The organism is Pseudooceanicola lipolyticus (genome assembly GCF_002786325.1).
GTDB lineage: Bacteria > Pseudomonadota > Alphaproteobacteria > Rhodobacterales > Rhodobacteraceae > Pseudooceanicola_C > Pseudooceanicola_C lipolyticus.
Map to the genome: position 1 here is coordinate 1 of NZ_PGTB01000073.1, position 19,138 is coordinate 19,138.

A 19,138-nucleotide genomic window follows, 5' to 3' on the forward strand; every position below is an offset into this window, starting at 1 on the left:
GGCCAGCAGACCCCGATCGAGGTGGTCGCCCTGCCCCGCCCCGCCGGCGGGCACAGCCACGGGCTGATCTCGGGCTGGCGGCGGCTGACCGCGCTGCGTCAGCTCTACGCGCGCGACGGCGATCCGCGCTTTGCCACCATCCGCGCCCGCATCGTGACGCCGGACAGCATGCAGGCGGCCTATGTGGCGATGGTCGAGGAAAACGAGATCCGCGCCGGGCTCAGCCATTACGAACGCGCCCGCATCGTGGTGCAGGCCTATCGCGAGGGGCTCTACCCGACCTATAAAACCGCGCTGCAGGGCCTGTTCGACTCGGTGTCGCGCTCGAAACGCTCGAAGATCGGCAGCTTTGTCACCCTGGCCGAGAACCTGGATGGCGACCTGCGCTTTCCCACCGCGATCTCGGAAAAGCTGGGCCTGGAACTGGTGCGGGCGCTGCAGACCGTCCCGGATTTCTGCAGCACCCTGCGCGCCCGGCTGGCGGCGCTGGATGCCGGCGATGCCGACCTGGCCGCGCAGGAGGCGGCGCTGGAGCAGGCACGGGCCGCCTATGACAGCGCGGCCGGGGAACTGTCGACAGCGCGCCGCGCGGCGGCGGGACGGCTGGATGTTGCGGTGATGGAAGAACTGGCACCGCTGAAGATGGAGCGCGCGGTGTTCGAAACCGCGCTCAGCGCGGCCGAGCCGGGACCGGAGGGACAGGATGCGGTGGCCTTCACCGTCGCCACCAATCCCGGCGCCCCGGCCGGGCCGCTGAACAAGATTGCCTCGGGCGGCGAACTCAGCCGCTTCCTGCTGGCGCTGAAGGTCTGCCTGACCGGCGAGCAGTCGGGGGTGACGATGATCTTTGACGAGATCGACCGCGGCGTTGGCGGCGCCACTGCCGATGCGGTGGGCCGCAGGCTGGCGCGGCTGGCCGAGAATGGCCAGGTGCTGGTGGTGACCCATTCGCCGCAGGTTGCCGCGCGCGGCGCCTATCACTGGCGGGTGCAGAAACAGGTGGCGCAGGCTTCGACCCTGTCCACCGTGGTGCCGGTGGCCGCTGCCGACCGGGTGGACGAGATCGCCCGCATGCTGGCCGGCGACACCATCACCAGCGAGGCCCGCGCCGCCGCCCGCGCGCTGCTGGACGGCTAATCAGCGGGCCTGTGAACCTTATCCACAGCCGGCGCAGAAACCTCGATCTATCACGCCTCTGCCCTGTGGAGAGGATGCAGCACATCAACTGTGCATTGACCTTGCCGCCACGCCGGGCGCGGGCCGCGGCGCGGGGGCTTTAACGCCCCCGGTTCCTGACCTAAACAGGAACCACCGCAGCCAAGGACCGCCATGACCGATCCGCGCCCCTCTGTTCTGGCCCAGCATTTCGACAAGGCCCGCCTGTCGTGCCGCGAGGGCTGGCGGGTGCTGCGGCGGCGCGGGCCCAGCCAGGTGCAGTTCTGGTTCATCGCGCTGCTGATCGGCATCGTCGCCGGCTTTGCGGCGCTGTTTTTCCGGCTGGGGATCGAGGCGCTGCAGGCGGCGCTCTATGGCACCGATGACGTGCAGTATCTGCACAGCTTTGCCGAGTCGCTGCCCTGGTACTGGATCCTGCTGTTGCCGGTGCTGGGCGGGCTGGCGGTGGGGCTGATCCTGAACCGGTTCACCAGGGACGGCCGGGTGCGCGGCGTTGCGGATGTGATCGAGGGCGCGGCGCTGCAGGATGGCCGGGTCGAGACGCGGGCGGGGCTGGCCTCGATGGCGGCCTCGCTGATCACGCTCAGCTCGGGCGGGTCGACCGGGCGCGAAGGGCCGGTGGTGCATATGGCCGGGGTGGTGTCGACCTGGGTGTGCCGCCGCATCCATGCCGATGGCGTCACCGGCCGCGACCTGCTGGGCTGTGCCGTGGCCGCCGCGGTATCGGCCAGTTTCAACGCGCCGATTGCCGGGGCGCTGTTCGCGCTGGAGGTGGTGCTGCGCCATTTCGCGGTGCATGCCTTTGCGCCCATCGCCATCGCCGCGGTGGCCGGGACGGTGATCAACCGGCTGGAACTGGGCGATGTCGCCGAATTTGCGCTGAACACGCCCGGCGCGCTGAAATTCTATGTCGAACTGCCGGCCTTCCTGCTGCTTGGGCTGATCTGTGGCCTGGTTGCCGCGGCGCTGATGCTGGCGATTTTCTTTGCCGAGGATGTCGGCAATGACGTGCAGGCGCGGCTGCGGCTGCCGCGCTGGCTGCGGCCGGCGATTTCGGGGGCGATGCTGGGGGTTCTGGCGATCGGGTTCCCGCATATCATCGGTGTTGGCTATGAAACCACCGCGCGGGCGCTGTCGGGCGATCTGCTGCTGTATGAGGCCATCGTATTCGCGGCGCTGAAGACGGTGGCGGTGGCGATCACCTTTGGCGGCAGGATGGGCGGCGGGGTGTTTTCGCCCTCGCTGATGGTGGGGGCGCTGACCGGGCTGGTGTTCGGGCTGGTTGCCACCGGCATCCTGCCCGATGTTTCGGGCACCCACACGCTTTATGCCTTTGCCGGCATGGGGGCGGTGGCCGCGGCGGTGCTGGGCGCGCCGATTTCGACCACGATGATCGTGTTCGAGCTGACCGGCGATTGGCAGATCGGCCTGGCAGTGATGGTGTCGGTTTCGGCCTCGACGGCGCTGGCCTCGCGCCTGGTCGACCGTTCGTTCTTCCTGACCCAGCTGGAGCGGCGCGGCATCCACCTGGCGGCCGGGCCGCAGGCCTATCTGCTGGCGATGTTCCGGGCCGGGTCGGTGATGCGCCCGATGGGCGACCGCCGGGCGGCGGATGCCGAGATCTGCGCGCGCATGGTCGAGGACGGGCTGTATGTCGACGCCGCCGCGACGCTGGAGGCGGCGATGCCGATTTTCGATCGCGCCGACGTGGCCTATCTGCCGGTGGTGGTGGTCAACGGGCCGGACAAGGAGATTGTCGGCGCGCTGTTCCACATCGATGCGCTGAAGGCCTACAACCGGGCGCTGGCCGCGACCGCGGCCGAGGAACATTCCTGAGCGGGCGCTTCCGGCCTCAGATCTCTTCGACGGTGACGTTTTCGCCGGTATAGAAGGCCAGGTGGTCCTTGATCCGGGCCACGGCCTCATAGGGCGCTTCATAGCTCCAGGCGGCGTTTTCCAGCGTCGTCGAGCGGGTCACGATCGAATAATAGCTGGCATCGCCCTTATGCGGGCAATGGGTGGATTTCTCGGTGCGGTCGAGGAAGGCCATGGCGATGTCCTCGCGCGGGAAATAGATCACCGGGGGGTAGTCGCCTTCGGACAGTTCCAGGACATTCGAGCTTTCACCCAGTACCGCGCCGCCGGCGCGGACCGACCATTTGCCCGAAGCCCTGCGTATCGTGATGTGCTCAGCCATTTCCATCCCCTTGATGCCCTGATGCCCCGTCTGTCACCGCTGTCCTGCCCGGGCTATGTAACAGCCGGGTATCACAGCGGTGCAGCCGCGGCATCCAACCACATCCGCGCGGTTTTGCCCAGTCTCGGGCCGATCTTTTCCACCACCTCGGCATGATAGCTGTCGATCCAGGCCCGTTCGGCCGCGGTCAGCATCTCGACGACGATCAGCCGGCGGTCGATCGGCACGAAGGTCAGGGTGCGCCAGTTCAGGAACTCGCGCTCGGCATCGCCGCCGGGCAGGGTAGGGGACGATTGCGCCACCAGCAGGTTCTCGATGCGGATGCCAAAGGCGCCCTCGCGGTAATAGCCGGGTTCGTTGGACAGGATCATGCCCGGTTCCAGCGGCACCTCGCTGACCCGTGACAGCCGCTGCGGGCCTTCATGCACGCTGAGATAGGCGCCGACGCCATGGCCCAGGCCGTGGTTGAAATCCTGCCCCGCCAGCCAGAGCGGCATCCGCCCGATGGCTTCGATATCGCGCCCGGACAGCCCCTTGGGCCAGCGCAGCCGCGACATCGCGATCATGCCCTGCAACACGCGGGTGAAGGCGGCGCATTCCTCCGCGCCCGGCGTGCCGATGGCGATGGTGCGGGTGATGTCGGTGGTGCCGTCCAGGTATTGCCCGCCGCTGTCGAGCACCAGCAGCTGGCCGTGTTCCAGCCGCCGGTCGGTTTCCTCGGTCACGCGGTAATGCATGATCGCGCCATTGGGTCCGGTGCCGGCGATGGTGTCGAAACTGATATCCTGCAGCGCGTTGTCGCGCCTGCGGCACTGCTCCAGCTGCGTCACCACCGCGATCTCGGTCAGGCTGTCTGCCGGCTGCGCGTCGAGCCAGGCCAGCAATTCGACCATCGCGGCGCCGTCGCGCAGATGCGCCTGGGCCGAGCCTTCGATCTCGGCGGCGTTCTTGCGCGCCTTGGGCAGGGCGCAGGGTTCGTCACCGGCCACCCATTTGCCCTCCAGCGCGTCGGCCACCGCCTGCGGTGCGCTGGCCTTGTCCAGCCGCACCCGGCCTTGCAGCGCGCGCAGCCCGTCAAGGAAGGTCTCGGGCGGATGCACCGTGACCGCCTGGCCCAGGTCGAGATCGCCCAGCTTTTGCGCCGCCATATACAGATCGACCCGGCCGTCGCCATGCAGCACCGCAAAGCCATGCGCCAGCGGGTTGCGTTCGACATCCGAGCCGCGGATGTTCAGCAGCCACATGATCGAATCCGGCAGGGTGATCGCCGCGGCGTCATGGCCGGCGGCGCGAAGATCCGCGGCCAGGCGGGAGATCTTGCTGTCGGCGGTTTCGCCGGCAAATTCGATCGGATGCGCCTTGACCGGCTGCATCGGCGGCGGCGGCTGGTCGGTCCAGATACGGTCGACCAGGTTAGCGCTGCGCACCATCTCGAGGCCGCTGTCCTTCAGCGCCTTGCCCCAGCGCTCGACCTCGGCCACCGTGTGCAGCCAGGGGTCGAATCCGATGCGCCCGCCCTGTGGCAGCGTGTCTTTCAGCCAGCCGGCCAGCTGGATGTCGGGCCAGGGCACGGGGGTAAAGGCCTCGGCCACCTGCTGTTTCACCTGGGTGCGATAGCGGCCGTCGACAAATACCCCGGCCACCTCGCGCAGTGCGGCGCAGAACCCGGCCGAGCCGGTAAAGCCGGTGAGCCAGGCCAGCCGCGCGTCGCGCGCGGCGACATATTCGCCCTGATGCGCATCGGCGCGCGGCACCAGGAAGCCGTCGAGTCCCTCGTTCTCCAACTCCGCGCGCAGCGCGGCCAGCCGGGGCGGGCCCTGTTCGGGCCGCGCGGTCACTTCGAAGGTCTGGAACATGCCGGGACTCCGCCTGTTTCTGCGGCGACGAAGGAACCGCGAACCGGGGGCAAGTGCAACCCCATGAATTTGCAGGGGGGGTGAGGCCAGTTCAATCGCATCGGGTGAGCCGGGCCGGCGGCAGCCCGTCGGGTCCGGCCGCCGCTGGCCCGGCGGCGCTGCGCGCCTTGTTCCGGGCCGGGGTTGGTCCTCAGCCTGCCCGCTTGATCCCCATCACCCGCGCCCGCGCGCGCGGGTCGCTGTCGAACAGCGCGGCCAGCTGTTCGGTCATCGCGCCGGCCAGCTGTTCGACATCGGTGATCGTCACCGCGCGGTCGTAATAGCGGGTGACGTCATGGCCGATGCCAATGGCCAGCAGTTCGACAATCTTGCGTTTCTCGACCATGGCGATCACGTCGCGCAGGTGTTTCTCCAGGTAATTCGCCGGGTTCACCGACAGGGTCGAATCGTCCACCGGGGCGCCGTCGCTGATCACCATCAGGATCTTGCGCGCCTCGCGCCGGCCGGCCATCCGCCGATGCGCCCATTCCAGCGCCTCGCCGTCGATGTTTTCCTTCAGCAGACCTTCCTTCATCATCAGCCCCAGGTTGGGCCGGGCGCGGCGCCAGGGGGCGTCGGCGCGTTTGTAGACGATGTGGCGCAGGTCGTTCAGGCGGCCGGGCTGCTGCGGGCGGCCCTCGGCCAGCCAGGCCTCGCGCGATTGACCGCCCTTCCAGGCGCGGGTGGTAAAGCCGAGGATTTCGACCTTGACCGAGCAGCGTTCCAGCGTGCGCGCCAGCACATCGGCGCAGATTGCCGCGATGCTGATCGGCCGGCCGCGCATCGAGCCGGAATTGTCCAGCAGCAAGGTCACCACGGTGTCGCGGAATTCGGTATCCTTTTCGACCTTGAAGGACAGCGGCGTGGTCGGGTTGGCGACCACGCGGGCCAGCCGCCCGGCATCGAGGATGCCTTCCTCGCGGTCGAATTCCCAGCTGCGGTTCTGTTGCGCCTGCAACCGGCGCTGCAGCTTGTTGGCGAGCCGGCTGACCGCGCCTTTCAGCGGGTCGAGCTGCTGGTCGAGATAGGCGCGCAGCCGTTCCAGCTCGGCCGGTTCGGCCAGGTCCTCGGCGGCGATTTCCTCGTCGTGATCGGACATGAACACCCGGTAATCCGGGTCGGCCTCGGAGACCGGCGGCGGCGGCGGCGGTTCCAGCGGCGCCTCGCCCTCGGGCATCTCGGCATCTTCGCCCATCTCCTCGTCGGCCAGGTCATCCATGCTGACCTGGGCCTCGGCCTGGTCCTGCTGATCGTCCTGGGCGCGTTCCGGGTCGGCGTCGGCGTCCTGATCCTCGCTGTCATCCTGACCTGCGGAATCGGGCTGTTCCTGGTCGTCGGAATCCTCCTGGGCCTGGTCGTCCTGGTTTTCGTCCTCGCTGTCGGGGTCGTCGCCCAGCTGGTCGCCATAGCCCAGGTCGCGGATCACCTGGCGGGCCAGCTTGGCAAAGGCGGTCTGGTCGTCCAGCAGCGCTTCGATGTTTTCCAGCGTACCGCCGGCCTGTTCCTCGATAAACGGGCGCCACAGGTCCATCACGTTCTGCGCGCCTTTGGGCAGCGCGCGTCCGGTGGCCAGGTTGCGCACCAGATAGCCCGCCGCCGCGGCCAGTGGCGCATCGGCGGGTTGGCGGATCTGGTCATAGCCGCGACGGGTGGCGTCATGGCCGATCTTGGCGTCGATATTGCCGGCGGTGCCGGGCATGTCGCGGGCGCCCATCGCCTCGCAGCGGGCGGTTTCCATCGCCTCGTACAGGTCGCGCGCCATGTCGCCCGGCGGCGAATAGCGGGCATGGGTCGCCTCGTTATGGTATTTGCGATGCATCGCCAGCGCGTCGGCGGTGCCGCGTGCCAGCAGCACCTCGTCGCGGGTCATGCGGCGGCTGACCTGGGGCAGGCGCATCGCCTCGCCGGTCAGGCCCGAGGGATCGACGGAATAGCTGACCGTCAGTTCGGGGTCATCGGCCATCACCTTGGTGGCCTCGGCCAGCGCCTTTTTGAACGGGTCGGCCGGGTTGTCGGATTTCTGCGCCATGCACGGGCTTTCTGGTCGTCGCGTGTCGAGAGCGCAGACTAAGCCCGATTGGCAGGGTTGACCATAGCGCGCGGACGGAAATTCCGCGCCAGTGGGTCAGAGCAGCAGGTCGGTGCAGGTTTCGATGCGCGAGGTCAGCGTCAGCCGCGCGGTGTCGGCGCGGCGCGGGTCAACGCCATGTTCGGCGGCGGCCAGCAACAGCGCGATCTCGCTCCAGCCGCCGATGCGCCAGCGGTCCGGTTGTTGCTGCGCGACCCCATCGGCCAGGGCATCGGGCAGGATGGCGTCAACCAGCAGGTCGAATTCGGCGCGCAGGCGGTCATTTTTTGCGGCGGCGGCCTCGCCCAGGGCCTTCTGCCGGGTGACCAGCGCCGCCAGCCGGCCCGAACAGGTGGCAAAGATTTCCACTCGTTCGCGCGACTGCGACGGGATCGCCGGCGCGGCCGGTGCCGCGAGCGGGGCGAGGGCGAGAAGGAACGTTAAACCGAGTGCTGTCTTTGGCATGTTGGACGTCTACCTTGGACTGTGAACAGGTCTAATTGTATATACAAGTGATATCATTATGATTGGCATTGCATAGTCAATATGAATTTTTTGCAACAAGTTTATGCTGTCGTCTGCGGGTAAGCGGCGATATCTGGTGCCGCCGCCCAAATCTTGGGCGCGCCCGCGCGGCTCCGGGAGGCGGCCCGAGATTCTGTGCCTGCGGCGGCGCAGAAGGTGGCGCAAACCTTGCCCAGGGCGGTGTTTGGCGCCGGGCGGGGCGCCGGGCGGGTCATCCCAGCAGCAGCCCGTCGCAGGCGGCAAGTTCAACCTCCACCCGGTTGGCGGCCCAGGCGACATCCTGCGCGTCGCGGCCAAAGGTCATCCGGCTGAACAGCTGCGCCAGGGCGAATTTTGCCTCGATCCGCAGCGCCAGCACCTGGGGGCCGGTTCCGGGGCGCATCACCGCCTCCAGCAGGGTTGCCATCTGGTTGCGGCGCTTCTGGGTGTATTCCGAGCCGTCCAGCCCCATCAGCCACTGATGTTCCATCAGGGCCGAGAGGCGACCGGTGCAGGTGGCGAAGGTTCTGACCAGCGGGTCCAGCGCGGCGCCATTCGTGGCCGGGGCAGCCGCACCAGCGACCGGGAGAGATGCAGCCACCAGGGCTGCCAGGACGGGTTTCGTGACGTTCATGACTGTCACCATCATGCCGTGAAGACCGGTTGCCAGATGCTAAGCGACGATCCTTAATATTGCCTCTGCACCCCGCAGGATTGCGCGGCTTTCCGGCCAAACCGGGGCGGCGAGGTGACGATGCGAGGGAAGCGACAGCACCGCCTGCCGCAATTCAGGACGCGGGAAAGGAGCGGCGGGTCACAGCAAAACGGGCCGCACCCCGGCAGGGGAACGGCCCGTTGGCAGGAATGGGAGGCTGGTTAGCCCAGGCTGACGCTGGCGGCGCTTTCGGGCAGTTCCTCGTCAAAGCAGCGCTGATAGAACTCGGCCACGGTCTGGCGTTCCAGCTCGTCGCATTTGTTCAGGAAGGACAGCCGGAAGGCATAGCCGACATTGCGGAAGATCTCGGCATTCTGCGCCCAGGTGATCACCGTCCGCGGGCTCATCACCGTGGACAGGTCGCCATTCATGAAGGCGGTGCGGGTCAGATCGGCCAGGGTGACCATCTGGCTGACCCGCTTGCGGCCCTTTTCATTGTTGTAATGCGGCGCCTTGCTGAGAACGATGGCAACTTCGGCATCGTGGCTGAGATAGTTCAGCGTCGCCACCAGCGACCAGCGATCCATCTGTGCCTGGTTGATCTGCTGCACCCCGTGATACAGCCCGGTGGTGTCGCCCAGACCCACGGTGTTCGAGGTGGCGAACAGGCGGAAATAGCGGTTCGGAGTGATGATCTCGTTCTGGTCCAGCAGCGTCAGCTTGCCGTCATGTTCCAGCACCCGCTGGATCACGAACATCACGTCGGCGCGGCCGGCATCGTATTCGTCGAAGACGATGGCAACCGGGTTGCGCAGGGCCCAGGGCAGGATGCCCTCGTGAAACTCGGTCACCTGCTTGCCGTCGCGCAGCTTGATCGCGTCCTTGCCGATCAGGTCGATCCGGCTGATATGGCTGTCCAGGTTGACGCGCACGCAGGGCCAGTTCAGCCGCGCGGCGACCTGTTCGATATGGGTGGATTTGCCGGTGCCGTGATAGCCCTGGATCATCACCCGGCGATTGTGATTGAAGCCGGCCAGGATGGCGAGCGTGGTATCGGGATCGAACTTGTAGGTCGGGTCGATCTCGGGCACGCGGTCGGTCCGCTCGGCAAAGCCCTTGACCAGCATCGGGGTGTCGATGCCGAAGATCTCCTGCACCGACAGCTCTTCGCTGGGTTTCGCGTTCATATCGATTCCGCCGTCGGCCATGCCCGTCGTCCTTGTCACTCTGCCCCGGCCGGATTGCCGGACTGCAACGTGGTGCACCATATCCCCGCCAAGGGCAAGGGGCAGAGGGCCGCGTCCGGCGCGATAAGCTGCCGCCCAAAACCGACGCGAATTTTTTTTTGCGCAATTTTGAAACTCTTTCCGACGAGCCACCGTATTTGCGAGTGACCCCGGTGAGGAGCTGGGGCTTTGACCAGACAGTTTCGAGGAGTTCAATATGTTCACGTATAAGACACTGACCGCCGCAGCCCTGATCGCCGGTCTGTCCGCCCCCGCGCTGCAGGCGGCGGAAAACCCGATGGTGGGTGGCGCGGCGATGTATGCCGACAAGAATATTGTCGAAAACGCGGTGAATTCGGCCGACCACACCACGCTGGTGGCAGCGGTCAAGGCGGCCGGTCTGGTCGAGACGCTGTCGGGCGAAGGGCCCTTCACCGTGTTTGCACCGACCAATGCCGCATTTGACATGCTGCAGAAAGGCACGGTTGAATCGCTGCTGCAGCCCGAGAACAAGGACGCGCTGACCAAGGTGCTGACCTGCCACGTGGTCGCCGCCGAGGCGATGGCCGATGCGATCAAGACGATGATCGACGATGATGGCGGCAGCCATCCGGTGCCCACCGTGGGCGGCTGCACCCTGCAGGCAACCTATGACGGCGACACAATCATGCTGGAAGACGAGCGCGGCCGCACCGCCACCGTCACCATCGCCAATGTCGACCAGTCCAACGGCGTGATCCACGTGATCGACACCGTGCTGCTGCCGGCGCAGTAACTCTCTCCACGCTTCTGCCGCCGCTTGCTCCTTAGGCGGCAGGAAAATAACTGCGCCGACCGGCCGAGGGGGTTGCCCCCTCGGCCGTTTTGCATTGCCGCGCCGGGGCCGCCACGTTGCCGTTCAGCCCCGGTTGGTCTTATTCAAAAAAGCTCGAGATCTCGTTCAGCGGCTTCTTGATCTTGGCCACCTGCGGCACGGTCGCATCCGCAGAAGGGTGGCCGACGGCGATGATCATCGTCGGTTTTTCCGAGGCCGGCCGGCCCAGCGCCGGGGCGAGGAATTTCATCGGATTGGGAGTGTGCGTCAGCGTCGCCAGCCCGGCATGGTGCAGCGCCGCCAGCAGAAAGCCGGTGGCGATGTTGACGCTTTCGGGCACGTAATAGTTCTTGAACCGGGTGCCATCATCGAATTCGCCCCAGCGCTGGGCGAAGACCACGATCAGCCAGGGCGCGATGGTCAGGTGCGGCTTGTCGGCGGTGGTGCCGATCGGCTCCAGCGCCTTGATCCATTCGTCGCCCGCGCCACCGGCGTAAAAGCGGCGTTCCTCTTCCTCCGCTTCGGCCCGGATCCGCGCTTTCATCGCCGGCTCGGCGATGGCGGCAAAATGCCAGGGCTGGTGATTGGCGCCCGAGGGCGCCGAGCCGGCGGTGCGCAGGCAGTTTTCGATCACCGCGCGCGGCACCGGGCGGTCGGAATAGTCGCGCACCGAGTGCCGCATGCGCATCTTGTCGTAAAATGCCTGCGCGGCGGCGCACATCTGGTCATCGGTCAGGTCCTGCCGGTCGGGCAGGGGAATGGCACTATAGCTGAGCGCGTCTTTGGCAAACATGTCCGGTCCTCCTGCGGCAGATGGCTAGCCCGCCGGCGGCACGGGCGCAAGTTCATGCCAGACCAAGCCCGCGCGCGGCCGCCGCTTTGACCGCTTGCGTCAACGGGTCGAGCGCCGGCGCGATGATCCGGCTGACCTGCCAGGCCAGCGGCACGTCCAGGGGCGCGGCCGGCGCCAGCGGCACCAGCCCGCCCGTCTGAATATGCCTGCGCACCAGCATCTCGGGGTTCATGCCCCATCCCAGCCCCGCACAGGCGGCGTCGATAAAGGCGTGGGTCGACGGCAAATAGTGGCAGGGTGGGGCGATGCGTCTGCCGGTTCGCGCCTCGGCCCATCTGCGCTGTAGTGTGTCCTTTTGATTGAAGGTCAGGCAGGGGGCCTGCGCGAGGGCCTGCGCAGTGACGCCATGCGGGAACCACTTGGCCATGAAGCCGGGGCTGGCGGTGGCGATATAGCGCAGGCTGCCCAGTGCGGTGGTATCGCAGCCGGTGACCGGTCTGGTCGCCGAGGTGACCGCCGCGCTGACCTCGCCGCATTGCAGCCACTCGGCACTGTGGTCCTGATCGTCGATCACCAGGTCGAACAGAATCTCGGGCACCGCCGCCAAAGCCGGGACGAACCAGGTGGCCAGGCTGTCGGCATTTACCGCGATGCGCACGGCGACCGGGCGATTGGCGGTGGTGTCGAAGCCCAGCTCGCGCGCCAGCCGTGCCTCCAACAGGCCGATATCCTCGGCATGGCGGGCGATCCGGGCACCGATCGGCGTGGCGCTGCAGGGGCTGCCCCGGTTGATCAGCGCCGCGCCGATCCGGTCCTCGAAGGTCCGGATCCGCTGGGAGATGGCGGATGGGGTCACGCCAAGCTCGGACGCCGCGGCCTCGAAGCTGCCCCGCCGAAGGATGGCGGCAAGGGCGCTCAGATGATCGGGATCGAACTGCATTAGCCAAACTTATCTGACGCAAGATTATTTAACTGGATTGCATCGGTTCGCAGGGTTAGTCAACCGGCGCAACATCCCGGAAGGTCTTATGGTTGTCGTCTTTTTCAATGGTTTCGCGCTTGGCTTTGGCCTGATCCTGGCGATCGGGGCGCAGAATGCCTTTGTGCTGCGGCAGGGGCTGCGGCGCGAGCATGTCTTTGCCATCTGCCTGACCTGCGCGCTGTCCGACGCCGCCTTGATCGCGGTCGGGGTGGCGGGCTTCGGCGTGCTGGTGCAGGCCGCGCCTTGGATCGGGCCGTTGATGCGGCTGGCCGGTGCCGCCTTCCTGGCCGCCTATGCGGTGATGGCCTTGCGCGCGGCCTGGCACGGTAGCGGTGGGCTGACGGCGCAGGGGCAGGGCGCGCTGGCGCTGGGTCCGGCGCTGGGCATCACCCTGGCCTTTACCTGGCTGAACCCGCATGTCTATCTCGACACCGTGGTGCTGGTCGGCTCGGTGGCGTCGCAATCGGCCAGCCCGTTCTGGTTCGGCCTGGGGGCGATGTTGGCCAGTTTCGTGTTCTTCTTTTCGCTCGGCTATGGCGCGCGGCTGCTGGCGCCTCTGTTCGCCCGGCCGCAGGCCTGGCGGGTGTTCGACACCGCCGTCGGGCTGGTCATGGCGGCGCTGGCCTGCAAACTGCTTGTCATGTGAAGGGTTGCCAAGGCGACGGATTGGGTATTCAACGGCGGCATGAGCCAGACCACCCCGCAGCGCCCCCTTGTCGCAATCTTTTGGATGCTGGTCACCGGCCTGTGCTTTGTCATGGTCACCGCGCTGGTCAAATATCTGGGCGCGCGGATGCCGGCGACGCAATCGGCCTTCCTGCGCTATTTCATCGGTTTCCTGCTGCTGACGCCGCTGTTCTGGCGTCTGCGCCACGTGCCGGTTGATCGCAGATTGTGGATTCAGTTCGGGGCGCGGGGCGTAATGCACAGTCTTGGGGTCATCCTGTGGTTTTTTGCGATGCCGCGTATCCCGATCGCCGACCTGACGGCGATCAACTACCTCGCCCCGGTCTATGTCACCCTGGGCGCGGCGCTGTTTCTGGGGGAAAAGCTGGCCTTTCGCCGAATTGCCGCGGTGGTGGCGGCGGTGGTGGGCGCGGTGATCGTGCTGCGCCCCGGATTGCGCGAGATCGGACCCGGACATTGGGCGATGTTGGCGGCGGCCCTGGTTTTTGGCGGGTCTTACCTGCTAGCCAAGGTCACGGTCGACAAGGCCGGGCCGCTGATGGTGAACGCGATGCTGACGTTGCTGGTCACGCTGGCGCTGGCGCCGCTGGCCTGGGCGGTCTGGGTGCCGCCGACCTGGCAGGAGATCGCCGTGTTGTGCTGCGTCGCGCTGTTTGCCACCGCCGGGCATTACACCATGACGCTGGCCTTTGCCGCGGCCCCGGTTGCGGTGACTCAGCCGGTGACGTTTTTGCAGCTGATCTGGGCGACGCTGCTGGGGGTGCTGGTCTTTGGCGAAGCGCTGGACCTGTGGGTGGTGGTCGGCGGCGGGGTGATTCTCGGCGCGGTCACCTTCATCACCTGGCGCGAGGCGCAGCTGAACCGCCGCGCGATGACGCCGCCGGACACCGCCACCCGGTTCTGACGCCGGATTCCAACCGATTCCGTGTCAGCGGCGCGGATTTCCCGTGTCCGGAGTTTTTGTTGATTGACGGGTCAATAACCTGATCCTAGCCTTGTCCGGCATCACAGGGCGGAGGCGGGATGCCGAAACTGGGAATGGAACCGATCCGGCGCGAGGCGCTGGTCAAGGCCACGATCGCCGAAATCGGCGCGGCGGGATCGCTGGACGTGACGGTCAGCCAGATCGCGCGGCGCGCCGGCATGTCCAGTGCGCTGGCGCATCACTATTTCGGCGGCAAGACCGAGATCTTTCTGGCCGCGATGCGCCGCATCCTGACCGATTTCGGCGCCGAGGTGCGCCAGCGGCTGGCCGCCGCGCCCGAAGGCCAGCGCGCCGCGGCAATCATCCGCGCTTCTTTCGCGCCCTCCTGTTTCACCCCCGACGTGATCAGCGCCTGGATGACCTTTTATGTGCTGGCGCAGACCAACCCGCAGGCGCTGCGGCTGTGGCGGATCTATCAGCACCGCATCCGGTCGAACCTGGCCCATGCGCTGCGCGGCCAGATCCGGCATCCCGAAGCGGCGGCGGCAACGCTGGCGGCGCTGATCGACGGGCTTTATATCCGCGCCGCGCTGCACCACCCGGACACCCCGGAACGGGCCACCGACAACGCGCTGGAGATGCTGGCGCTGCTGACCCGCGGTGGCTCATGAGCCGGCCCAACATCCTGATCCTGATGGTCGACCAGCTGAACGGCACGCTGTTCCCCGACGGCCCGGCCGCCTGGCTGCATGCGCCCCACCTGAAAGCGCTGGCCGAACGGTCGACCCGTTTTGCCAATGCCTATACCGCCTCGCCGCTCTGTGCGCCGGGGCGGGCAAGCTTCATGTCCGGCCAGCTGCCGTCGCGCACCGGCGTCTATGACAATGCCGCCGAGTTCCGCAGCGACATTCCCACCTATGCCCATCACCTGCGCCGCGCCGGCTATTTCACCTGCCTGTCGGGCAAGATGCATTTTGTCGGCCCCGATCAGCTGCACGGCTTTGAACGGCGGCTGACCACCGATATCTACCCGGCCGATTTCGGCTGGACCCCGGATTACCGCAAGCCGGGGACGCGCATCGACTGGTGGTATCACAACCTGGGCTCGGTCACCGGGGCGGGGGTGGCCGAGATCACCAACCAGATGGAATATGACGACGAGGTGGCGCATTTCGCCCGGATGAAACTGTACGACCTGGCGCGGGCGGCCGATCCCCGGCCCTGGTGCCTGACCGTCAGTTTCACCCATCCGCACGACCCCTATGTCGCCCGTCGCAAATACTGGGATCTCTACGCCGACTGCGCCCATCTTGCGCCGCAGGTGGCGCCGATCCCCTATGCCGAACAGGATCCGCATGCGCAGCGGCTGTTCGACGCCAATGACTGGCGCAAGTTCGACATCACCGACGCCGATGTCGCCCGCTCGCGCCGCGCCTATTTCGCCAATATCTCCTATCTCGACGACAAGATCGGGGAATTGCTGCAGGTGCTCGAAGACACCCGGCAGGAGGCCATCGTGGTGTTTGCCTCGGATCACGGCGACATGCTGGGCGAGCGCGGGCTGTGGTTCAAGATGTCGTTTTACGAAGGCGCGGCGCGGGTGCCGCTGATGATCGCGGCGCCGGGGATGCAGCCGGGATTGGTGGAAACGCCGGTGTCGACCATCGACCTGACCCCGACATTGGGCCGCCTGGCCGGGATCGACATGGCCGAGATCGCGCCCTGGACCGATGGCGAGGATATCTCGGACCTGGCCAACGGAGCCGCGCGGACCAGCCCGGTGGCGATGGAATATGCCGCCGAAGGCTCTTATGCGCCGCTGGTATCGCTGCGCTATGGCCGGTGGAAATACAATCGCTGCGCGCTGGATCCCGACCAGTTGTTCGACCTCGAGGCCGACCCGCAGGAGCTGACCAACCTGGCCGGCGAGCCGGCCCATGCCGGCACCCTGCAGGCGCTCAGGGCCAAGTCCGAGGCCCGCTGGGATCTCGACCGTTTCGACGCCGAGGTGCGCGCCAGCCAGGCCCGCCGCCAGGTGGTCTATGCGGCGCTGCGCCAGGGCGGCTATTACCCCTGGGATCACCAGCCGCTGCGCGATGCCTCGGAACGTTACATGCGCAACCACATGGATCTGAACGTGCTGGAGGACCGCCAGCGGTTTCCGCGCGGCGAATGATCTTCTGCTCCTGAAACCTGCTCGCGCCGGAGGCGAAAACGGCCATGACCTATCCCACCCAGCCCACCGCCAGCCATTTTATCGACGGCGCCTATGTCGAGGACGCCGCCGGCACCGAGATCGAGGTGATCTATCCGGCCACCGGCGAGGTGATCGGCCGGGTGCACGCCGCGACGCCGGAGATCGTCGAGCGCGCCATCGCCTCGGCGCATGCGGCGCAGACGCGCTGGGCGACGCTCAGCGGCAGCGCGCGCGGCCGCATCCTGCGCCGCGCCGCCGACCTCCTCCGCGCCCGCAATCACGACCTGTCGGTGCTGGAGACCTATGACACCGGCAAGCCCTATCAGGAGACCTCGGTGGCCGATGCCGCCTCGGGCGCCGATGCGCTGGACTATTTCGGCGGCCTGGCGGGCACGCTGACCGGCCAGCATATTCCGCTGGGCGAGGACTGGGTCTATACAAGGCGCGAGCCGCTGGGGGTCTGCGTCGGCATCGGCGCCTGGAACTATCCCACCCAGATCGCCTGCTGGAAGGCCGCGCCGGCGCTGGCCTGCGGCAATGCGATGATCTTCAAACCCTCCGAGACCACGCCGCTTTGCGCACTGAAACTGGCCGAGATCCTGCACGAGGCCGGGCTGCCCGCCGGGCTGTTCAACGTGGTGCAGGGCATGGGCGAGGTCGGCGCGGCGCTGGTGGGCGATGCCCGCGTCGCCAAGGTGTCGCTGACCGGCTCGGTGCCCACCGGGCGCCGCGTCTATGCCGCCGCCGCCGCGGGGATGAAACATGTGACGCTGGAACTTGGTGGCAAATCGCCGCTTCTGATCTTTGATGATGCCGATCTGGACAACGCGGTGTCGGGCGCGATCCTGGGCAATTTTTATTCCTCCGGCCAGGTCTGTTCCAACGGCACCCGGGTATTCGTTCAACGCGGCATCAAGGAGCGGTTTCTGTCCCGTCTGACCGACCGCCTGGGCGCCGCGGTGATCGGCGATCCGCTGGAGCCGGAGACGAATTTCGGCCCGATGGTCAGCGCCCGGCAGCTGCAGATCGTCGAGGACTATATCGCCGCGGGCATCGACGAGGGGGCGCGGCTGGTGACCGGCGGCCAGCGGCTGAACCGCAACGGCTTTTATCTGCAGCCGACAGTGTTTGCCGATGTCACCGATGCCATGACCATCGCGCGGGAAGAAATATTCGGCCCGGTCATGGCGGTGCTGGATTTCGACAGCGAAGCCGAGGTGATGGCGCGCGCCAATGCCACCGAATTCGGCCTGGCCGCCGGGGTGTTCACCCGCGACCTGGCCCGCGCCCATCGCGTGGCGGCGGGGTTCGAGGCCGGCACCTGCTATATCAACAGCTATAACGACGCGCCGGTCGAGGCACCTTTTGGCGGCATCAAGGCCTCGGGGCTGGGCCGGGAGAATTCCGCCGCGGCGATCGAACATTATTCGCAGCTGAAATCGGTCTATGTGCGCATGGGCGACCTCGAGGCGCCGTTCTGATGGCGGGACCGGATCCAAAGGCGCGCTGCCGTGCATGTCCATGCCGATATCGGCGCGGCGACGCCCGGGTCCCGGCGCGGCGCTGGCGGCGCGGCCGGGCATTTTCCGCTGAGAGGTGCCTGAGGGATCAGGGTGATCCCCAGGTCACCTGCTCGATTGTGCGGGGGCGAGTCGCTGCGGCGTCAAGGGCAAGCCGCCTGCGGCGGGGCTGCGCCCCCTTGACCCCGAAGCGACTCACCGGAGGGGCGTCATGCTGACGGTCTTCGGGCGCGCCACCTCGTCGAACGTGCAGGCGGTGATGTGGGGGATCGGCGAGCTGGGGCTTGCCCATGAACGGCTGGATTACGGCCATGTCCATGGCGGGCTCGATACCACCGAGTTCCGGGCGATGTCACCCCACGGGCTGGTGCCGGTGATCCGCGACGGCGATCTGGTGGTCTGGGAAAGCTGCGCGATCCTTCGCTATCTCGCGGCGCGATATGGCGATGGCGGGGCGTTCTGGCCTGCCGACTCCGTGGCGCGGGCGCCGGTGGACATGTGGGCGGAATGGGGCAAGACCAGCTTTTGCACCGCCTTCACCGGGCCGATCTTCTGGGCCCGGGTCCGCACCGCGGCGGCCGACCGGGACGAGGCGGCGCTGGCGCGGGGGCTGGCCGTGTTTGACCGGGCGCTGGGTATACTCGAGGAGCAGATCGGGGCGGGGCCCTATGTCTGCGGGGCATTCTCGCTGGCCGATATCGTGATCGGCCATGTGTTGTTTCGTTATTTCGAGATCGACATTCCGCGCGCCGGGCGCCCCGGCATCGCCGCCTATTACGATCGTCTCAGGGCGCGCCCGGCCTTTGCCGAACATGTCATGGTCGACTACGCCCCGCTGCGGCACCCCGAGGCCGGGTGATGGAGGCGGATTTCGTCATCGTCGGTGCCGGTTCGGCCGGCTGCGCGCTGGCCTACCGGCTGAGCGAGGCCGGCGCCTCGGTGCTGGTGGTGGAACATGGCGGCAGCGATGCCGGGCCGTTTATCCAGATGCCCGCGGCGCTGAGCTATCCGATGAACATGCGGCGCTATGACTGGGGCTTTACCAGCGAGCCCGAGCCGCATCTGAACCACCGCCGCCTGGCCTGTCCGCGCGGCAAGGTGATCGGCGGATCCTCGTCGATCAACGGCATGGTCTATGTGCGCGGCCATGCCCGGGATTTCGACCATTGGGCGGCCAGCGGCGCCACCGGCTGGGCCTATGCCGATGTGCTGCCCTATTTCAGGCGGATGGAGACCTGGCACGATGGCGGCCATGGCGGCGACCCGCATTGGCGCGGCCGCGACGGACCGCTTCACGTGACCCGCGGGCCGCGCGACAACCCGCTGTTCGCCGCCTTTGTCGAGGCCGGGCGGCAGGCCGGCTATCCGGTGACGGCGGATTACAACGGGGCGCAGCAGGAAGGTTTTGGCCCGATGGACCAGACCGTGTGGCAGGGGCGGCGCTGGTCGGCGGCCAATGCCTATCTGCGCCCGGCGCTGAAGCGGAGCTCCTGCGGCCT

The 19,138-nt window shown here is 67.2% G+C and carries 17 protein-coding genes and 1 pseudogene; 10 read left to right on the forward strand and 8 right to left on the reverse strand.

The window, feature by feature from the left end:
• Both CVM52_RS27745 and CVM52_RS15520 read left to right on the forward strand, forming a co-directional pair.
• Nucleotides 1-1,137, forward strand: a pseudogene (locus CVM52_RS27745) (hypothetical protein); the annotation flags it as partial.
• Nucleotides 1,138-1,329: 192 nt separating this feature from the next.
• On the forward strand, nucleotides 1,330-3,012 hold the full coding sequence (locus tag CVM52_RS15520) for a chloride channel protein (RefSeq protein WP_100163395.1): 1,683 nt from the start codon (nucleotides 1,330-1,332) through the stop codon (nucleotides 3,010-3,012).
• A gap of 16 nt (nucleotides 3,013-3,028) precedes the next feature.
• Here CVM52_RS15520 and CVM52_RS15525 read toward each other — a convergent pair whose 3' ends face one another.
• From CVM52_RS15525 to cobS, 6 genes are all read right to left on the reverse strand, one after another.
• Complete coding sequence (locus tag CVM52_RS15525; RefSeq protein ID WP_100163410.1) at nucleotides 3,029-3,373, reverse strand: DUF427 domain-containing protein; 345 nt, start codon at nucleotides 3,371-3,373, stop codon at nucleotides 3,029-3,031.
• Between the two features lie 71 nt (nucleotides 3,374-3,444).
• Entirely contained in the window at nucleotides 3,445-5,229 is a 1,785-nt protein-coding gene (locus CVM52_RS15530; protein WP_100163396.1) for an aminopeptidase P family protein, read from the reverse strand.
• 190 nt (nucleotides 5,230-5,419) lie between these two features.
• Nucleotides 5,420-7,297 (reverse strand): cobaltochelatase subunit CobT, encoded by a 1,878-nt coding sequence (cobT, locus tag CVM52_RS15535; RefSeq protein ID WP_100163397.1) that lies wholly within the window; start codon nucleotides 7,295-7,297, stop codon nucleotides 5,420-5,422.
• Nucleotides 7,298-7,393: 96 nt separating this feature from the next.
• Nucleotides 7,394-7,801, reverse strand: coding sequence for a hypothetical protein (locus CVM52_RS15540; RefSeq protein WP_133119863.1), 408 nt, complete (start codon nucleotides 7,799-7,801; stop codon nucleotides 7,394-7,396).
• 271 nt (nucleotides 7,802-8,072) lie between these two features.
• Complete coding sequence (locus tag CVM52_RS15545; protein WP_100163399.1) at nucleotides 8,073-8,474, reverse strand: hypothetical protein; 402 nt, start codon at nucleotides 8,472-8,474, stop codon at nucleotides 8,073-8,075.
• Between the two features lie 242 nt (nucleotides 8,475-8,716).
• Nucleotides 8,717-9,703, reverse strand: coding sequence for a cobaltochelatase subunit CobS (cobS, locus tag CVM52_RS15550; protein WP_100163400.1), 987 nt, complete (start codon nucleotides 9,701-9,703; stop codon nucleotides 8,717-8,719).
• A 235-nt stretch (nucleotides 9,704-9,938) separates the two neighbouring features.
• On the opposite strand from cobS, the gene CVM52_RS15555 reads away from it, so the two are divergent.
• Nucleotides 9,939-10,496, forward strand: coding sequence for a fasciclin domain-containing protein (locus tag CVM52_RS15555; RefSeq protein ID WP_100163401.1), 558 nt, complete (start codon nucleotides 9,939-9,941; stop codon nucleotides 10,494-10,496).
• 139 nt (nucleotides 10,497-10,635) lie between these two features.
• Here CVM52_RS15555 and CVM52_RS15560 read toward each other — a convergent pair whose 3' ends face one another.
• Together CVM52_RS15560 and CVM52_RS15565 are read right to left on the reverse strand one after the other, a co-directional pair.
• The gene (locus tag CVM52_RS15560; RefSeq protein WP_100163402.1) at nucleotides 10,636-11,328 is read right to left on the reverse strand and encodes a nitroreductase family protein; all 693 of its coding nucleotides are present in this window, start codon (nucleotides 11,326-11,328) and stop codon (nucleotides 10,636-10,638) included.
• Between the two features lie 52 nt (nucleotides 11,329-11,380).
• Nucleotides 11,381-12,268: a LysR family transcriptional regulator ArgP gene (locus tag CVM52_RS15565; RefSeq protein WP_100163403.1), complete on the reverse strand. Its 888-nt coding sequence runs from the start codon at nucleotides 12,266-12,268 to the stop codon at nucleotides 11,381-11,383.
• 88 nt (nucleotides 12,269-12,356) lie between these two features.
• Between CVM52_RS15565 and CVM52_RS15570 the strand changes: the two genes are divergently transcribed.
• The 7 genes from CVM52_RS15570 to CVM52_RS15600 all read left to right on the forward strand — a co-directional run.
• Complete coding sequence (locus CVM52_RS15570) at nucleotides 12,357-12,956, forward strand: LysE/ArgO family amino acid transporter (RefSeq protein ID WP_100163404.1); 600 nt, start codon at nucleotides 12,357-12,359, stop codon at nucleotides 12,954-12,956.
• Between the two features lie 39 nt (nucleotides 12,957-12,995).
• The gene (locus CVM52_RS15575) at nucleotides 12,996-13,901 is read left to right on the forward strand and encodes a DMT family transporter (RefSeq protein ID WP_100163405.1); all 906 of its coding nucleotides are present in this window, start codon (nucleotides 12,996-12,998) and stop codon (nucleotides 13,899-13,901) included.
• A gap of 119 nt (nucleotides 13,902-14,020) precedes the next feature.
• Nucleotides 14,021-14,593 (forward strand): choline-binding transcriptional repressor BetI, encoded by a 573-nt coding sequence (betI, locus tag CVM52_RS15580; RefSeq protein WP_100163406.1) that lies wholly within the window; start codon nucleotides 14,021-14,023, stop codon nucleotides 14,591-14,593.
• Nucleotides 14,590-16,098, forward strand: coding sequence for a choline-sulfatase (betC, locus tag CVM52_RS15585; protein WP_100163407.1), 1,509 nt, complete (start codon nucleotides 14,590-14,592; stop codon nucleotides 16,096-16,098). The genes betI and betC overlap by 4 nt, the downstream gene beginning before the upstream one ends.
• 44 nt (nucleotides 16,099-16,142) lie before the next feature.
• The gene (betB, locus tag CVM52_RS15590) at nucleotides 16,143-17,600 is read left to right on the forward strand and encodes a betaine-aldehyde dehydrogenase (protein WP_100163408.1); all 1,458 of its coding nucleotides are present in this window, start codon (nucleotides 16,143-16,145) and stop codon (nucleotides 17,598-17,600) included.
• Nucleotides 17,601-17,850: 250 nt separating this feature from the next.
• Nucleotides 17,851-18,498 carry a glutathione S-transferase family protein gene (locus CVM52_RS15595; protein ID WP_100163409.1) on the forward strand — a complete coding sequence of 216 codons (648 nt, stop codon included), beginning with the start codon at nucleotides 17,851-17,853 and terminating at the stop codon, nucleotides 18,496-18,498.
• The coding region (locus CVM52_RS15600) for a GMC family oxidoreductase N-terminal domain-containing protein (RefSeq protein WP_133119864.1) at nucleotides 18,498-19,138 on the forward strand (641 nt) is incomplete at its 3' end. The genes CVM52_RS15595 and CVM52_RS15600, both read left to right, overlap by 1 nt.

Bases quoted from the DNA above. Each gene is read 5' to 3' on its own strand.
- CVM52_RS15520 (WP_100163395.1), top strand. From the start codon at position 1,330: ATGACCGATCCGCGCCCCTCTGTTCTGGCCCAGCATTTCGACAAGGCC.
- CVM52_RS15525 (WP_100163410.1), bottom strand. From the start codon at position 3,373: ATGGCTGAGCACATCACGATACGCAGGGCTTCGGGCAAATGGTCGGTC.
- CVM52_RS15530 (WP_100163396.1), bottom strand. From the start codon at position 5,229: ATGTTCCAGACCTTCGAAGTGACCGCGCGGCCCGAACAGGGCCCGCCC.
- cobT (WP_100163397.1), bottom strand. From the start codon at position 7,297: ATGGCGCAGAAATCCGACAACCCGGCCGACCCGTTCAAAAAGGCGCTG.
- CVM52_RS15540 (WP_133119863.1), bottom strand. From the start codon at position 7,801: ATGCCAAAGACAGCACTCGGTTTAACGTTCCTTCTCGCCCTCGCCCCG.
- CVM52_RS15545 (WP_100163399.1), bottom strand. From the start codon at position 8,474: ATGAACGTCACGAAACCCGTCCTGGCAGCCCTGGTGGCTGCATCTCTC.
- cobS (WP_100163400.1), bottom strand. From the start codon at position 9,703: ATGGCCGACGGCGGAATCGATATGAACGCGAAACCCAGCGAAGAGCTG.
- CVM52_RS15555 (WP_100163401.1), top strand. From the start codon at position 9,939: ATGTTCACGTATAAGACACTGACCGCCGCAGCCCTGATCGCCGGTCTG.
- CVM52_RS15560 (WP_100163402.1), bottom strand. From the start codon at position 11,328: ATGTTTGCCAAAGACGCGCTCAGCTATAGTGCCATTCCCCTGCCCGAC.
- CVM52_RS15565 (WP_100163403.1), bottom strand. From the start codon at position 12,268: ATGCAGTTCGATCCCGATCATCTGAGCGCCCTTGCCGCCATCCTTCGG.
- CVM52_RS15570 (WP_100163404.1), top strand. From the start codon at position 12,357: ATGGTTGTCGTCTTTTTCAATGGTTTCGCGCTTGGCTTTGGCCTGATC.
- CVM52_RS15575 (WP_100163405.1), top strand. From the start codon at position 12,996: ATGAGCCAGACCACCCCGCAGCGCCCCCTTGTCGCAATCTTTTGGATG.
- betI (WP_100163406.1), top strand. From the start codon at position 14,021: ATGCCGAAACTGGGAATGGAACCGATCCGGCGCGAGGCGCTGGTCAAG.
- betC (WP_100163407.1), top strand. From the start codon at position 14,590: ATGAGCCGGCCCAACATCCTGATCCTGATGGTCGACCAGCTGAACGGC.
- betB (WP_100163408.1), top strand. From the start codon at position 16,143: ATGACCTATCCCACCCAGCCCACCGCCAGCCATTTTATCGACGGCGCC.
- CVM52_RS15595 (WP_100163409.1), top strand. From the start codon at position 17,851: ATGCTGACGGTCTTCGGGCGCGCCACCTCGTCGAACGTGCAGGCGGTG.